13 protein-coding genes and 1 rRNA gene are annotated in these 15,833 nt (G+C 38.4%); 7 read left to right on the forward strand and 7 right to left on the reverse strand.

Features of this window, described 5'->3' with window-relative positions:
* Positions 1-31 precede the first annotated feature (31 nt).
* From FG27_RS13310 to FG27_RS13320, 3 genes are all read right to left on the reverse strand, one after another.
* Positions 32-634: an outer membrane beta-barrel protein gene (locus FG27_RS13310; protein WP_037319900.1), complete on the reverse strand. Its 603-nt coding sequence runs from the start codon at positions 632-634 to the stop codon at positions 32-34.
* A 220-nt stretch (positions 635-854) separates the two neighbouring features.
* The gene (locus FG27_RS13315; protein WP_037319902.1) at positions 855-1,808 is read right to left on the reverse strand and encodes a transketolase family protein; all 954 of its coding nucleotides are present in this window, start codon (positions 1,806-1,808) and stop codon (positions 855-857) included.
* A 102-nt stretch (positions 1,809-1,910) separates the two neighbouring features.
* A complete protein-coding gene (locus FG27_RS13320; protein ID WP_037319904.1) occupies positions 1,911-2,759 on the reverse strand; it encodes a transketolase in 849 nt (282 codons plus the stop codon).
* Positions 2,760-3,026: 267 nt separating this feature from the next.
* On the opposite strand from FG27_RS13320, the gene tgt reads away from it, so the two are divergent.
* From tgt to FG27_RS13355, 6 genes are all read left to right on the forward strand, one after another.
* Positions 3,027-4,157 (forward strand): tRNA guanosine(34) transglycosylase Tgt, encoded by a 1,131-nt coding sequence (gene tgt, locus FG27_RS13325; RefSeq protein WP_037319907.1) that lies wholly within the window; start codon positions 3,027-3,029, stop codon positions 4,155-4,157.
* A gap of 3 nt (positions 4,158-4,160) precedes the next feature.
* Positions 4,161-5,237 carry an LptF/LptG family permease gene (locus FG27_RS13330; RefSeq protein ID WP_037319909.1) on the forward strand — a complete coding sequence of 359 codons (1,077 nt, stop codon included), beginning with the start codon at positions 4,161-4,163 and terminating at the stop codon, positions 5,235-5,237.
* A gap of 99 nt (positions 5,238-5,336) precedes the next feature.
* The gene (locus FG27_RS13335) at positions 5,337-6,290 is read left to right on the forward strand and encodes an acetyl-CoA carboxylase carboxyltransferase subunit alpha (protein ID WP_037319911.1); all 954 of its coding nucleotides are present in this window, start codon (positions 5,337-5,339) and stop codon (positions 6,288-6,290) included.
* Positions 6,291-6,457: 167 nt separating this feature from the next.
* A complete protein-coding gene (gene dnaB, locus FG27_RS13340) occupies positions 6,458-8,023 on the forward strand; it encodes a replicative DNA helicase (RefSeq protein WP_037319913.1) in 1,566 nt (521 codons plus the stop codon).
* A 145-nt stretch (positions 8,024-8,168) separates the two neighbouring features.
* Positions 8,169-9,353, forward strand: coding sequence for a hypothetical protein (locus FG27_RS13345; protein WP_037322300.1), 1,185 nt, complete (start codon positions 8,169-8,171; stop codon positions 9,351-9,353).
* A 183-nt stretch (positions 9,354-9,536) separates the two neighbouring features.
* Positions 9,537-9,959, forward strand: coding sequence for a secondary thiamine-phosphate synthase enzyme YjbQ (locus FG27_RS13355; RefSeq protein ID WP_037319918.1), 423 nt, complete (start codon positions 9,537-9,539; stop codon positions 9,957-9,959).
* A 222-nt stretch (positions 9,960-10,181) separates the two neighbouring features.
* Here FG27_RS13355 and rplT read toward each other — a convergent pair whose 3' ends face one another.
* The 4 genes from rplT to thrS form a co-directional block, all read right to left on the reverse strand.
* Positions 10,182-10,526 carry a 50S ribosomal protein L20 gene (rplT, locus tag FG27_RS13360; protein ID WP_037319920.1) on the reverse strand — a complete coding sequence of 115 codons (345 nt, stop codon included), beginning with the start codon at positions 10,524-10,526 and terminating at the stop codon, positions 10,182-10,184.
* 134 nt (positions 10,527-10,660) lie between these two features.
* Positions 10,661-10,858: a 50S ribosomal protein L35 gene (rpmI, locus tag FG27_RS13365; protein ID WP_037319922.1), complete on the reverse strand. Its 198-nt coding sequence runs from the start codon at positions 10,856-10,858 to the stop codon at positions 10,661-10,663.
* A 37-nt stretch (positions 10,859-10,895) separates the two neighbouring features.
* Positions 10,896-11,447, reverse strand: a complete 552-nt coding sequence (gene infC / locus FG27_RS13370; RefSeq protein ID WP_079711114.1) for a translation initiation factor IF-3 — start codon at positions 11,445-11,447, stop codon at positions 10,896-10,898.
* Positions 11,448-11,470: 23 nt separating this feature from the next.
* Positions 11,471-13,417 (reverse strand): threonine--tRNA ligase, encoded by a 1,947-nt coding sequence (gene thrS / locus FG27_RS13375; RefSeq protein ID WP_037319928.1) that lies wholly within the window; start codon positions 13,415-13,417, stop codon positions 11,471-11,473.
* An 819-nt stretch (positions 13,418-14,236) separates the two neighbouring features.
* Here thrS and FG27_RS13380 point away from each other — a divergent pair.
* Positions 14,237-15,766: ribosomal RNA gene (locus FG27_RS13380) — 16S ribosomal RNA — on the forward strand.
* Positions 15,767-15,833: the final 67 nt, after the last annotated feature.

The raw sequence follows: 15,833 nt of genomic DNA on the forward strand, positions 1-15,833 counted from the left end.
AGACGGGTTTTTTTATATCTCCTTTACTAATCTAAAAAGCATAAGATAAACTCAAGATCCATTGTGAAGGTCTTGAATCAATAGAAAAATTTTCTTGAGCAGTTTCAGTTGCTCCAAAAGCAGTATTTTCTGTAAAAGCGCCTTCATACCTTACATCAAACCCTAAACGGCCAAGATTTATACCGGCACCAACCTGGTAGCCTACAGTAATATCTTTTTCTACATCCCCAATTTTAAGTGTGGTGTCTTCAAGTTCGTTGTTCATAATATATTGAAAAGAAGGCCCTGCCTTAATGTTTAGCGGTCCAAAGACATTAATACCAACTAGAATTGGAGCGTCTATTTTATCAATTTTATAATTGAAATTTTCATATTCTGTGTTTAAACGGGTGAACATTAATTCTGGTTGAAGAAAAATTCCCACGATCTCAAATCGACTGAAAAAACCTATGTGGTACCCAGATTTCTCTTTCCCCTCAATGATTTGTCCAAGGTCGCTTGCTCCGTCTCCAAAGCTTTCATAATTACCGGTTGCACCGTAGTTGAAACCACCCTTGATTCCAAAATCTGCTTCCTGTGCCATAAGCCCAAAGGAGGAGCAAACAAAAAGAGCAATAAACATTAATTTTTTCATAGTAGATTGTTTTATTGTTAGGTTTTGATAACGCACAAATAGTGCTTCTTATTCTATTTATAATGAAAAGAGGCTATTTAAAAAGTCTTGTCTCGTCAAGCTGAACTTGTTTCAGCTTCTAACATGTTTTAAAAATAAACATATTATATCCTGAAATTAATTCAGGATGACGATTTTAAAAACTTTTAAAATAGCCCCTTAAAATACGTAAAAAGAATTTTTATTTTCTTTTTAAAACTTTTTCTGTGGCTTTAATTATCGCATCTGCGTTAAGTCCATATTTCGCAAACAGTTGATCTGGCGTACCACTTTCTCCAAAAGTATCCTGAGTAGCCACAAATTCTTGTGGTGCAGGATTATTTTCAGCTAAGGTACGGGCAACGCTTTCTCCAAGTCCGCCGAGAAAGTTATGCTCTTCCGCAGTTACCACGCAACCGGTTTTTTTAACCGATTTGATAATGGCAGCTTCATCCAAAGGCTTAATCGTGTGAATGTTAATCACATCAGCACTAATTCCTTTTTCTGCAAGCTTTTGTGCTGCCTGTATCGCTTCCCAAACCAGGTGGCCGGTAGCAATTATAGTCACATCTTCTCCTTCATAAAGTTGAACAGCTTTCCCTATTTCAAACTTTTGACCTTCTGCGGTGAAATTAGCTACTTTTGGTCTTCCAAATCTTAGGTAAACCGGGCCATCGTGCTCGGCGATCGCTAAAGTTGCAGCTTTGGTCTGGTTAAAATCGCAGGTATTGATTACCGTCATTCCCGGTAACATTTTCATAAGACCAATGTCTTCAAGGATCTGGTGGGTTGCCCCATCTTCACCCAAAGTTACTCCCGAGTGAGAAGCACAAATCTTTACATTTTTTCCTGAATAAGCGATAGATTGACGAATCTGGTCATAAACCCTTCCTGTTGCAAAATTGGCGAAGGTCCCGGCAAAAGGAATTTTCCCGCCTATGGTAAGACCTGCGGCCATTCCCATCATGTTGGCTTCGGCAATTCCTACCTGGAAGAAACGCTCTGGATTTTCATCAATAAAATCCTGCATTTTAAGCGATCCTACAAGGTCGGCACAAAGTGCTACCACATTAGGATTGGTTCTGCCAAGTTCGGTAAGTCCTGCACCAAAACCGGAACGGGTATCTTTTTTTCCTGTATCTGTATATGTTTTCATTCTTATAATTCTTTGTCATTTCCAATTCTTTGGAAATCTATATTATTTTATATCCATTCCCCTTAAAATAATTTCTCCCCTTCGGAGAGGCTAGGTGGGGCTTTAATAATCTCCTAAAGTTTCAGGATTTTGAGAAAGCGCGGTTTCTAATTGCTCATCATCAGGCGCTTTTCCGTGCCAGGCGTGGGTGTGCATCATAAAATCAACACCATTACCCATCATGGTAGTCATTAGTACACAAACCGGTTTTCCTTTTCCGGTTCGGGTTTTAGCTTCATTTAAACCGTCAATGACTTGTTGCATATTATTACCATCTTCAATCTCCATCACATCCCAACCAAAAGCTTCAAATTTAGCTTTTAGATTCCCCATTGGTAAAACGGTTTCTGTACTTCCGTCAATTTGTTGACCGTTAACGTCTACTGTTGAAATAAGATTATCTACCTTATTTCCGGCGGCATACATAATGGCTTCCCAGTTTTGGCCTTCCTGCAATTCGCCATCACCGTGAAGGGAGAATACCAAATGATTATCTTTATTCAGCTTTTTAGCCTGAGCAGCTCCAAGAGCAACCGACATTCCCTGGCCCAGTGAACCTGAGGCTACGCGAATGCCCGGTAGGCCTTCGTGCGTTGTAGGGTGTCCCTGTAACCTGGAATCTATAAGACGGAAAGTATTTAATTCATCTACAGGAAAATAACCGCTACGGGCTAAAACGCTATAAAATACCGGAGAAATATGACCGTTGGAAAGAAAGAAAAGGTCCTCGTCTTTCCCGTCCATATTAAACTCGGGTTTGTGTTCCATAATTCCGCCCTGGTACAAAGCGGTAAAAAATTCAGTACAACCAAGCGAACCTCCGGGGTGTCCCGAATTCACTTTATGAACCTGCCTTAAAATATCCCGGCGAACCTGGGTAGCAAAATCTTCTAATTCTTTGATTTTTGACATTAAAGTAAAATTGTGTTGTTAAAATAATAGCCACAAAAATAGGTTTTTATAAGGCTTTGTCAAAGTGCTTGCCTACCAGTTATTAAGAAAACTAATGAAGTAACTAACAATTGTCTATTTTTATTCTTTTTTATTTGATTTTCATCCCAGGATAGAAACTTAATTGCCCGAGAATTTCTTGGAAATCAAAAAAATATCATTAATTGCCTTATGTGTTTGCCTAAAGGTAGTTTACTTGAGTATCTTTGCAATCACTTAAAAAGAACTATGAAATTTGATTTGTTGAGTACCGATGCCGGTAGTAAAGCCCGTGCAGGGACCATTACAACCGATCACGGTAAGATTGAAACCCCTATTTTTATGCCAGTTGGTACAGTAGCTTCTGTTAAAGGTGTACACCAACGGGAGCTTAAAGAAGACATTAATCCTGATATTATATTGGGGAATACCTACCACCTATATTTACGCCCCCAGACCGAAATTCTTAAGAAAGCCGGTGGTTTACATAAGTTTATGAATTGGGATAGAAATATACTTACCGATAGCGGAGGTTACCAGGTATATTCCCTTTCTGCACGTAGAAAAATTAAAGAGGAAGGCGTAAAATTCAAATCGCATATAGATGGGTCTTACCATACTTTCACTCCTGAGAATGTGATGGAAATTCAGCGTACTATTGGTGCCGATATCATTATGGCATTTGACGAATGTACACCATATCCCTGCGATTATAAATACGCAAAACGCTCTATGCATATGACACATAGGTGGTTAGACAGGTGTGTAAGTCATTTGGATAAAGTTGATCCTCTATATGGATTTAACCAGACGCTTTTTCCAATCGTTCAGGGGAGTACTTATAAGGATTTAAGAAAACAATCGGCAGAATATATCGCTTCAGTTGGAGCAGAGGGTAATGCGATTGGCGGACTTTCAGTTGGAGAACCTGCTGAAGAAATGTACGCGATGACAGAAGTTGTGACTGAGATACTTCCGGAAGATAAACCTAGATATTTAATGGGCGTGGGTACTCCAATTAATATTTTGGAAAATATTGCACTGGGAGTAGATATGTTTGATTGTGTGATGCCAACCAGGAATGCTCGTAACGGGATGCTTTTTACTGCGCATGGTACCATTAATATTAAAAATAAAAAATGGGAAGACGATTTTTCGCCTATAGATGAAATGGGTATCACTTTTGTAGACACCGAATACAGCAAAGCTTATGTTAGACATTTATTTAGTGTAAACGAGCTTCTCGGCAAGCAAATTGCTACCATTCATAATCTCGGATTCTATATGTGGTTGGTGCGAGAAGCCAGAAAACATATCTTAGCCGGAGATTTTACCAGCTGGAAAAATATGATGGTAAAGCAAATGGATAAAAGACTATAGAATTTGAAAATATTAGATTGGTACATATTAAAGCGCTATTTGGGAACTTTTTTCCTAATGCTTTTACTTTTTATACCAATTGGGATCACGGTAAATCTTGCCGAAAAAATTGGGAAAATACTCGATAATGAAGTGCCTTTTATAGAAGTAGCACTCTATTATGTAGATTTCACTATTTATTTTGCAAATTTATTGTTTCCGTTATTTCTGTTTTTATCGGTGATTTGGTTTACTTCCAAACTTGCCAATAATACCGAAATAATTGCCTTTTTAAGTAGTGGAGTTTCCTTCTGGCGATTTCTACGGCCATATCTTATTGGCGCTACCATCGTTTGTATTTTAGCTCTGGTTTTAGGAATGTTTCTGGCACCAAAAGCCAGTAAAGGTTTTAATGAATTTAAATATGAATATCTTAAGAAGAACGAACAAACCCAGGAAACCAGGGATGTTTATCGCCAAATAAACGACAACGAATTTATTTATGCCAGCCATTTTCAGCCACTGGGGAAATCAGCGAGAAATTTCACTTTAGAACATTTTGAAGGAAATAAACTGGAATATAAAATTAGTGCCTCCAGCCTAAAGTTTAATCCAGAAGATACTACTTATTCACTTACAAATGTAAATAGGAGGATAGTTGGAGTAGATGAAGATTCTATAATTCATCAAAATAAATTAGACACCATTCTCCCTTTTGAATTTGATGAATTAACGCCAGAAACCTATATCGCAGAGACTTTAAATTATACCGAATTGAATGAATTTATTGCTAAAGAGCGTCAAAGGGGATCTGGAAATATTAATAGGTATTTGGTTGTAGCCTATAAAAGATGGAGTATTCCGGTTTCAGCCTTTATTCTAACTATAATTGCCGTAGCTGTTTCTTCAATGAAACGCCGTGGAGGTATGGGGGTAAACCTGGCCGTAGGAATTACACTGGCTTTTGTCTTTATATTTTTTGATAAAGTTTTTGGGACCATGGCAGAGCAATCTACTTTTTCGCCATTAATTGCAGTATGGTTTCCAAATATCAGCTTTGGTATTCTCGCTATTTTTCTACTTTACAGGGCTAAAAGGTAAGCTTGGAAATTTGTCGAAAATTAATGGTCTTTCTGCATAATTCTTCCTTTTAAAGTTTGTTATATTTGTAAGCTAATAAAAAACTAAGCATAACAACTTATGGAATATTTAGAATTTGAATTACCCATTAAAGAGTTGGAAGAGCAGTACGCAAAAGCCTGTAACATAGGTGAAGAAAGCGATGTTGATGTTACGGCTACCTGTAGACAAATTGAAAAGAAATTAAAGGAGACCCGAAAGGATATATATAAGAATCTAACTGCCTGGCAACGGGTTCAGCTTTCCAGGCATCCAAACCGTCCCTATACTCTAGATTATATAAACGCAATTTGTGGAGATACATTTTTAGAACTTCACGGGGATAGAAATGTAAAAGACGATAAAGCGATGATTGGTGGTCTTGGTAAAATTGAAGATCAAAGTTTTATGTTTATTGGCCAGCAAAAAGGCTATAATACGAAAACTAGACAATACAGAAATTTTGGGATGGCAAATCCCGAAGGATATCGTAAAGCTTTACGCCTAATGAAATCTGCAGAGAAGTTTGGACTTCCTGTGGTTACATTGGTTGATACGCCGGGAGCTTACCCAGGACTTGAAGCCGAAGAACGTGGGCAGGGAGAAGCTATTGCCAGAAATATTCTGGAGATGACAAGATTAAAAGTGCCAATTATTGTAGTGATAATTGGTGAAGGTGCCAGTGGTGGCGCTTTAGGAATAGGTGTTGGAGATAAGGTGATGATGCTTGAAAATACCTGGTACTCGGTAATTTCTCCAGAATCCTGTTCTTCTATACTCTGGAGAAGTTGGGAATATAAAGAGCAGGCAGCAGATGCTTTGAAGCTTACCGCAAAGGATATGAAAAAACAAAAGCTGATTGATGAGATTGTAAAAGAACCAATTGGAGGTGCCCATAGCAATAGGGAAGAGACTTTTGATACGGTAAAAAATGCAATTTTAGGAGCATATTCTGAATTTAAAAACTTATCACCAACAGATTTAGTGAATAAAAGAATGGATAAGTATTTAGATATGGGCGTTTTTAAAGGCTAAAACCTTACATATCATATATTCTTAAATTTCCGAAACCCTGGTTTCGGTTTTTTTTGCACTTATCAACACTATTATTAAGTTTTCAACAGGTGAATTGTTGATGACTGGTTAATTAAGTTCATCATTTAAAATTAAGATGCTCTTAACAAATTTTATACTTTCGTACTATGGATAAAATGACCGCCCCGCAGCAATTTTCAGCTAAAAAAAGTAATGTAATTAGTCTTGAAAAAGGCAAACTTCCACCGCAAGCTGTTGATTTAGAGGAAGTTGTATTAGGGGCAATGATGATTGATAAAAAAGGGGTAGATGAGATTATTGATATTCTAAGCCCGGATGCTTTCTATAAAAATTCCCATAAATTAATTTTTGAAGCTATACATAAACTCTTCGAAAACACAGAGGCGATTGACTTATTAACCGTTTCTAACCAATTAAAGAAAGATGGGAATTTTGAAAAAACCGGGGGTGATTATTACCTGATTCAGTTAACCCAAAAAGTATCATCTTCTGCGCATATTGAGTTCCATGCGCGTATTATTCTTCAAAAATATATTCAGCGTAGCCTTATTAAGATTTCAAACGAAATAATTGAAGAAGCTTATGATGAATCTACCGATGTTTTTGATCTTTTAGATAGCGCTGAAGCTAAATTATATGAAGTAACCCAGGGTAATATTCAAAAATCTACCGAGACTGCTCAAAGTTTGGTGATCCAGGCGAAGAATAGAATTGAAGAAATCTCAAATAAAGAAGGTTTAAGTGGTGTTCCTTCAGGTTTCGATAAGTTAGACCAGTTAACTTCTGGTTGGCAGCCCAGTGACCTTATTATTGTTGCAGCGCGTCCAGGTATGGGTAAAACGGCTTTAACTTTGTCTATGGCCAGAAATATTTCTGTCGGGCAAAATATGCCGGTAGCATTTTTCTCTTTAGAGATGTCTGCAGTACAGCTAATCACCCGATTAATTTCTTCGGAAACCGGTCTTTCCTCAGAAAAATTAAGAACCGGTAATCTTGAAAAACACGAATGGGAGCAACTTAACGTAAAGGTGAAAGATTTAGAAAACGCACCTTTATTTATAGATGATACGCCTTCACTTTCAATTTTTGATCTTAGAGCAAAAGCCAGAAGGTTAGCTTCTCAACACGGGATTAAGCTTATTGTAATTGATTATTTGCAGTTAATGACCGCCGGTGGAAGTCAAAAAGGAGGTGGAAATAGGGAACAGGAAATTTCTACAATTTCCCGAAACCTAAAAGCCCTGGCAAAAGAACTAAATATCCCGGTGATTGCACTTTCCCAGTTATCGCGTGCGGTAGAAACCAGGGGAGGAAGCAAGCGACCATTGCTTTCTGACCTTAGGGAATCTGGAGCGATTGAGCAGGATGCCGATATTGTATCCTTTATTTATCGTCCAGAATACTATAAAATTGAAGAATGGGATGATGAGGAAAGAACACCAACCGATGGGCAGGGTGAATTTATCGTAGCCAAGCACAGAAACGGTGGACTGGAAAATATACGTCTTAAATTCATTGGTCATCTTGGTAAATTTGATAACTTAGAAGAGTTCGATTCGCCTTTTGAATATCATTCAAAAATGAATACCGGCGAAAATGATGAAAATGAATTTAATTCGCCAAACCTGCCAAATCCAAGTGCGAATGAAGCCTTTGGTAGTTCTATGAACGGCGGGTTTAATAATGATGACGATGACGAAGTGCCATTTTAGTAGTACTAATAAAATAAAGAAAAACACTTTAAATAAAAATTCTAAAAAAGGCCAGAAGAACGGTGGTTTTACCGTTTTTCTGGCCTTTTTTGTTTTCCTGTTTTTAAATGCGCTCCAGGTTTCAGCATCACAATTGCTAATTCCTATGGATGAAGATTCTCAAAAGAATCATTTAAAAGCCTACGGAATAACCTATTTTGCTTTAGAAGAAGAATTAGAAGTTAGGTGGTTGCTAAACTATCGTGGAGGCTCATTTTTAATTTCTGATACAGAGGAACTTCGAAAGGAATGCAAAATACGCGGAGTTTCTTTTGAAATAATCAGCAATGATAAAATGCAGGAAATTCTGGAAGAAATCAGTAGTCCTTCACAGAATATGGAGACTGTGGTGTTAGAGAAAGCTCCAAAAATTGCGGTGTATTCGCCACAGGGAAATAAACCCTGGGACGATGCGGTTACAATGGCTTTGACTTACGCTGAAATTCCTTATGAAACCATTTATGATGAAGCGGTGCTGAATGATGCACTTGTTTTATATGATTGGTTGCACCTGCATCACGAAGATTTTACCGGCCAGTACGGCAAATTCTATAGAACATTTAGAACTACGCCCTGGTATATTCAGGAAAAAGAAGAAGCTGAGGCTTTAGCCAAGAAGTTAGGATATAATAAGGTTTCTGAAGAAAAGCGGGATGTTGCTTTAAAAATTAGAGATTATGTAGTTGGCGGCGGCTTTATGTTTGCCATGTGCAGTGCTACCGATAGTTTTGATATTGCCCTCGCTGCAAAGGGGGTTGATATTGCCGAAACTATGTTTGATGGCGATCCCAGCGAACCCGGTTATCAATCTAAAATTGATTTTAATAATACTTTCGCGTTTACAGATTTCGCCCTGGAACGAAGTCCGATGGTCTATGAGTTTTCTTCAATAGATATGACTTCAAAAAGAAACATTCCGAAGGAATCTGATTATTTTACCTTAATGGATTTTTCAGCTAAATGGGATGTAGTGCCAACTATGTTAACTCAGAATCATACGAGATTGGTCAAAGGATTTATGGGCCAAACTACTGCTTATAATCCCGATAATATAAAAGCAAACGTTTTGGTGATGGGAGAAAGTAAATTAAATGGTGAAGCTCGTTACATTCACGGAATAAAAGGAAAAGGATTTTTTACTTTTTATGGAGGCCACGATCCTGAAGATTATCAGCATAGAGTAGGGGATCCAAAGACCGAACTTGATTTGCATCCAACTTCACCGGGCTATCGACTAATTTTAAATAATGTACTTTTCCCGGCGGCAAAGAAAAAGCCTCAAAAAACTTAAAATGAAACTAAGTCTTTTGCTGAAAATTCTAAGTGTCATCAACTTGATTTTGGTGGTATTTCTCATTTTAGATCTGACTAATTTAATTACATTGCCTTCTTCGGTATATGGAATATTATTAATTTCAGTCGGAATTTTAACTGCAACAGGAATTTATCTAAAAGAAAATAATAAGAAGTAACTATGAAATTTTTTCAGAAGGAAATAAAATTAAAAGCGAGGTCTCGAGGATTTCATTTGGTGACAGATGAGATTGAAAGTCAATTGGAGGAGCTAAAAGAAATAAATTCAGGAATATTAAATGTGTTTATAAAACATACTTCAGCAGGAATAACCATTAATGAAAACGCCGATCCTACGGTTCGGGAAGATTTTGAAAGTCATTTTAATGAAATGGTTCCAGAAAATATGCCATATTACAAACATACTTTGGAAGGATCTGATGACATGCCTGCGCATATTAAGGCTTCACTACTTGGCAGTTCGCTCCACATTCCGGTAACTAACGGAAGATTAAATTTAGGAACCTGGCAGGGAATTTACCTGGCAGAACATAGAAATAATGGCGGTTCTCGAAAATTGGTTTTAAATCTATACGGAGTTTAAATTTATTAGTTTGTTTGCGATAAGGCTGATAGGAGGATAATTCACTAATAAATTCTATAAAGATATTTGTGCATTTGTGGCAAAAAACTTAAAGGTGATTTTTCAAAAATAGTGTTTAAAAAGAATGCGATAATTCTATTTTAGAAGAAAATAAAAGCATAAAAAAATCCGGTTCAATTAAGAACCGGATTTTTTAAATAAGAGAGTATAACTAATTTGTAATTACTTTACTTTATCTACAATTGCTTTAAAAGCATCTGGATGGTTCATTGCCAAATCGGCAAGTACCTTACGGTTTAAACCTATTCCTCCAGCTTTTGCAGCTCCCATAAATTGAGAATAAGACATACCGTGTTCACGGGCTGCAGCGTTAATACGCATTATCCATAGTGAACGGAAATTACGTTTCTTTACTTTGCGGTCTCTGTATGCATAAAGCATAGCTTTGTCTACCGCGTTTTTGGCTACTGTCCAAACGTTTTTACGACGTCCGAAATAACCTTTTGCTTGCTTAAGAACCTTTTTTCTTCTGGCTCTCTTAGCAACTGAATTTACTGATCTTGGCATATTTTAATGTGTTTTGTAGCAGGCGGTCGATAATCGACTCTTTTAACTTAAACTTTAAACTAATTATAAATGTAGTTTAGAGTGTTGCCCAACTCCAGGGTTTTTAAATTTATTAAACCGTTAAGAGCTTAATGTTACTTTAAACGCAACATAAGTTTAACATTGTCCTTATCAGCATCATGTACTAATGTACTATGCGTCAAGGCTAGCTTACGTTTTTTAGACTTCTTTGTTAAGATGTGGCTTTTAAACGCGTGCTTTCTTTTTATTTTCCCAGTACCGGTAAGCTTAAAACGCTTTTTAGCACTAGATTTTGTTTTCATTTTCGGCATGTTATCCTCTTTTTTATATTATAACTCTCTTATTATACTATTTCGCTTTTCTTGGAGATAAAAACATAGTCATACGTTTTCCTTCCAATTTTGGCATCTGCTCTACTTTTCCAAGCTCTTCAAGATCTTGAGCTAATCTTAATAACAAGATTTCTCCTTTATCTTTAAATACGATAGATCGACCCTTGAAAAATACGAAGGCCTTTAATTTCGCTCCATCTTTTAAAAATTTCTCTGCATTACGCTTTTTAAATTCGTAATCGTGATCATCAGTATTGGGTCCAAAACGTATTTCTTTTACGACAACTTTACTCGCTTTGGCTTTCATAGCCTTTTCACGTTTCTTTTGTTCGTAAAGGAACTTTTTGTAATCCATCGCTTTTACAACCGGAGGTTTAGCATCTGGAGATATTTCTACCAAATCCAGGCCTAATTCTTCGGCTATAGATAATGCTTGTTTAGTTGGGTAAACGCCCATTTCTACATTATCACCTACAAGACGAACTTCTTCTGCCCTGATTTTTTGGTTAATCCGGTGTTGATCCTCTTTAACTGCTCTAAGCGGTCTCTTCGATTTTTTTCTACGTATTGCTATGGCTGATCTATTTTTGGTTAAACTTCAAACGTCTTCAACGTTTTTTTGATTTCATTATTTATAATTGCGGCAAAGTCTTCTACTGGCATAATGCCTATATCGCCTTCCCCTCTCTTTCGTACAGAAACCGTACCATCTTGTTCTTCCTGTTCCCCTATAATCAACATATATGGGAATTTGTTCATTTCGGCTTCCCTTATTTTCTTCCCAATGGTTTCATTTCGGTTATCTGCCAAAGCGCGAATTTCGTTATTTTCCAGCAAAGTTAAAACTTTTTGAGCGTATTTTTCATATTTCTCACTGATTGAGAGCACCATAGCCTGCTCGGGCATTAACCATAATGGAAAGTTACCTGCTGTATGTTCCAGTAATATGGCGATAAAACGTTCCATACTACCAAATGGCGCACGGTGAATCATTACCGGGCGGTGTGTCTCATTGTCACTTCCCTTATAGCTAAGTTCAAATCTTTCTGGCAGGTTGTAGTCTACCTGAATGGTGCCAAGTTGCCAGCTTCTGCCAAGTGCATCTTTCACCATAAAGTCTAACTTAGGCCCGTAAAACGCGGCTTCCCCGGTTTCAACAACATAATTTAGTCCTTTCTCTTTTGCTGCATTAATTATGGCAGTTTCGGCTTTCTCCCAAACATCATCAGATCCTATATACTTTTCTTTATTCTCCGGATCTCTTAAAGAAACCTGTGCGGTAAAGTTTTCAAAACCCAAAGAATCGAATACATATAAGGTAAGGTCTATTACTTTTTTGAATTCCTCATCTAATTGATCTGGAGTACAAAAAATATGTGCATCATCCTGCGTAAAACCTCTTACCCTGGTTAATCCGTGCAATTCCCCGCTTTGTTCATAACGATAAACGGTACCAAATTCAGCAAAACGTTTTGGAAGATCACGGTAACTCCAGGAGCTTGCGTTATAAATCTCACAGTGATGCGGGCAGTTCATAGGTTTCAATAAAAATTCCTCACCTTCATTTGGAGTATGAATTGGCTGGAAACTGTCTTCGCCGTATTTAGCATAGTGTCCTGAGGTTACATAAAGTTCTTTTTGACCAATATGCGGACTTACCACCATCTCGTAACCTGCTTTTTTCTGTGCCTTTTTTAAGAAATCTTCCAGTCGTTCTCTTAAAGCCGCTCCTTTTGGTAACCATAATGGAAGTCCCTGTCCAACCTTTTGAGAAAAAGTAAATAATTCAAGTTCTTTCCCTAGCTTACGGTGATCTCTTTTCTTGGCTTCTTCCAGCAGTTCTAAATATTCTTTTAATTCCTTTTGCTTCGGAAATGAAACTCCATAAACACGAGTTAACTGTGGATTGTTTTCATCGCCGCGCCAGTAAGCACCGGCAACACTCATTAACTTCACCGCTTTAATAAAGCCGGTATTTGGAATATGGCCTCCTCGGCAAAGATCTGTAAAGTTGTCGTGATCGCAGAAAGTGATCTCACCATCTTCCAGGTTCTCTATTAATTCAACCTTAAATTGATTATTTTGTTCCTTATAATAGGAAAGGGCATCAGCTTTAGAAACTTCACGAAGTTTGAAATCATGTTTTTCGCGAGCAATCTCAAGCATTCGGTCTTCGATCTTCTTAAAATCGTTTTCCGAAATTTTATGTTCGCCAAAATCTACATCATAATAGAATCCATTTTCAATGGCCGGCCCAATAGTTAATTTAGAACCGGGGTACATTTCTTCTATCGCCTGGGCCATTACGTGAGAGGTAGAATGCCAAAAGGCTTTTTTACCTTCATCGTCTTTCCAGGTATATAAGGTTAAACTGCCATCTGTTGTTAATGGCGTAGAAACTTCTACAATATTTTTATTGAATTTTGCTGAAATTACGTTTCGGGCGAGTCCAGAGCTAATGCTGTTAGCAACATCCATTGGAGTGGTACCTTTTTCAAATTCTTTTATACTGCCATCAGGCAAGCTTACCTTAATCATGTATATGTAGTTTTAATGAGCGCAAAGATAATAGGTTGATTTTGCCTGCGCAATATACTTATATATAAAGGAGAATATTTATTGCTTAAATATTAAAAAGGAGTAGTTTTTCTTTATGCTGAAACATTAACTTTTGTCTTCCCAATATTTCTTTAAAATTTTTTATCTTACAACTTCCTTTTATTGAGAAGCTTAGGGTTTTATTTTAAGTTTTCTTTAAAAAATTGTTATTTGAAGCTTGCTGGGGAATAAAACAGCAGTATATTTGCACCCGCTTTGAGACACAACAAGGGTTGGGGATGAAGCGGAGAAGTTCATTACATATTGGGATACGGTGTTTTTTAAGGTTGAAAAAAGCTTTAAAAAAATAAAAGTAAAAAAACTTATTTTTTTACTTGCCAGAATCAAAAGAGGGTGTATATTTGCAGCCGCAAAAACAGCGAAGGTTTTTGATTAAAACGGCAGTTGTTTTTAAAGTTCTTTTGAGAATGGAAAGCTTTAAAAAAAAGTCAAAAATTTTTCTAAAAAAGATTTGGCAGATAAAGAAAAAGTAGTGTATATTTGCAGCCGCTTACGGCGCAAACGAGTTCCCAAAAATACTGAAAAGAAATCCCGGGTGGGTTAATATAGAGTTAAGGTTCGAGTCCTTTGTTTTCGACAAGAATATCCCGAGTAATATCGGGGAAGTTCATTGATTTATTGAATTGACAGCGCGTACATTTTTCTTCGGAAAAATGATACAAATAATTTAGAATTAAGACTAGAGAAGTCATCTTTGAGTACAGACGATTTGATTGTTGTAATTATATTTAAGAAACAACGATGAAGAGTTTGATCCTGGCTCAGGATGAACGCTAGCGGCAGGCCTAACACATGCAAGTCGAGGGGTAACAGGGAAGAGCTTGCTCTTTCGCTGACGACCGGCGCACGGGTGCGTAACGCGTATACAACCTACCTTTTAGCGGGGAATAGCCCAGGGAAACTTGGATTAATGCCCCATAGTATGGAGGTCTCACCTGAGACCATCATTAAACATTTATGGCTATTAGATGGGTATGCGTCCTATTAGTTAGTTGGTAAGGTAACGGCTTACCAAGGCAGCGATAGGTAGGGGTCCTGAGAGGGAGATCCCCCACACTGGTACTGAGACACGGACCAGACTCCTACGGGAGGCAGCAGTGAGGAATATTGGACAATGGGCGAGAGCCTGATCCAGCCATGCCGCGTGCAGGAAGACTGCCCTATGGGTTGTAAACTGCTTTTACAGAGGAAGAACCACCCCCACGTGTGGGGGTTTGACGGTACTCTGCGAATAAGGATCGGCTAACTCCGTGCCAGCAGCCGCGGTAATACGGAGGATCCAAGCGTTATCCGGAATCATTGGGTTTAAAGGGTCCGTAGGCGGGCAGTTAAGTCAGTGGTGAAAGTCTTCCGCTCAACGGGAGAACTGCCATTGATACTGATTGTCTTGAGTTATTATGAAGTGGTTAGAATGAGTAGTGTAGCGGTGAAATGCATAGATATTACTCAGAATACCGATTGCGAAGGCAGATCACTAATAATATACTGACGCTGATGGACGAAAGCGTAGGTAGCGAACAGGATTAGATACCCTGGTAGTCTACGCCGTAAACGATGGTTACTAGCTGTTCGGATCGATTGAGATCTGAGTGGTTAAGCGAAAGTGATAAGTAACCCACCTGGGGAGTACGTTCGCAAGAATGAAACTCAAAGGAATTGACGGGGGCCCGCACAAGCGGTGGAGCATGTGGTTTAATTCGATGATACGCGAGGAACCTTACCAGGGCTTAAATGTAGTCTGACAGGGGTGGAAACACCCTTTTCTTCGGACAGATTACAAGGTGCTGCATGGTTGTCGTCAGCTCGTGCCGTGAGGTGTCAGGTTAAGTCCTATAACGAGCGCAACCCCTGTGGTTAGTTGCCAGCGAGTAATGTCGGGAACTCTAGCCAGACTGCCGGTGCAAACCGTGAGGAAGGTGGGGATGACGTCAAATCATCACGGCCCTTACGTCCTGGGCCACACACGTGCTACAATGGTAGGGACAGAGAGCAGCCACTTCGCGAGAAGGAGCGAATCTACAAACCCTATCACAGTTCGGATCGCAGTCTGCAACTCGACTGCGTGAAGCTGGAATCGCTAGTAATCGCATATCAGCCATGATGCGGTGAATACGTTCCCGGGCCTTGTACACACCGCCCGTCAAGCCATGGAAGCCGGGGGTACCTGAAGTCGGTCACCGCAAGGAGCCGCCTAGGGTAAAACTGGTAACTGGGGCTAAGTCGTAACAAGGTAGCCGTACCGGAAGGTGCGGCTGGAACACCTCCTTTCTAGAGCAACGCCTTTTAAGGCAATGCGCAATAATCAAAAGGGAAGTTCTTAAAGACCTTTTTTGGT

Origin of the sequence: Salegentibacter sp. Hel_I_6, from assembly GCF_000745315.1 — a bacterium.
Taxonomy (GTDB): Bacteria; Bacteroidota; Bacteroidia; order Flavobacteriales; family Flavobacteriaceae; genus Salegentibacter.

Excerpts from the sequence above, each read along its gene's own strand:
- FG27_RS13310 (WP_037319900.1), bottom strand. The coding sequence starts at position 634 with ATGAAAAAATTAATGTTTATTGCTCTTTTTGTTTGCTCCTCCTTTGGG.
- FG27_RS13315 (WP_037319902.1), bottom strand. The coding sequence starts at position 1,808 with ATGAAAACATATACAGATACAGGAAAAAAAGATACCCGTTCCGGTTTT.
- FG27_RS13320 (WP_037319904.1), bottom strand. The coding sequence starts at position 2,759 with ATGTCAAAAATCAAAGAATTAGAAGATTTTGCTACCCAGGTTCGCCGG.
- tgt (WP_037319907.1), top strand. The coding sequence starts at position 3,027 with ATGAAATTTGATTTGTTGAGTACCGATGCCGGTAGTAAAGCCCGTGCA.
- FG27_RS13335 (WP_037319911.1), top strand. The coding sequence starts at position 5,337 with ATGGAATATTTAGAATTTGAATTACCCATTAAAGAGTTGGAAGAGCAG.
- dnaB (WP_037319913.1), top strand. The coding sequence starts at position 6,458 with ATGGATAAAATGACCGCCCCGCAGCAATTTTCAGCTAAAAAAAGTAAT.
- FG27_RS13345 (WP_037322300.1), top strand. The coding sequence starts at position 8,169 with ATGGATGAAGATTCTCAAAAGAATCATTTAAAAGCCTACGGAATAACC.
- FG27_RS13355 (WP_037319918.1), top strand. The coding sequence starts at position 9,537 with ATGAAATTTTTTCAGAAGGAAATAAAATTAAAAGCGAGGTCTCGAGGA.
- rplT (WP_037319920.1), bottom strand. The coding sequence starts at position 10,526 with ATGCCAAGATCAGTAAATTCAGTTGCTAAGAGAGCCAGAAGAAAAAAG.
- rpmI (WP_037319922.1), bottom strand. The coding sequence starts at position 10,858 with ATGCCGAAAATGAAAACAAAATCTAGTGCTAAAAAGCGTTTTAAGCTT.
- thrS (WP_037319928.1), bottom strand. The coding sequence starts at position 13,417 with ATGATTAAGGTAAGCTTGCCTGATGGCAGTATAAAAGAATTTGAAAAA.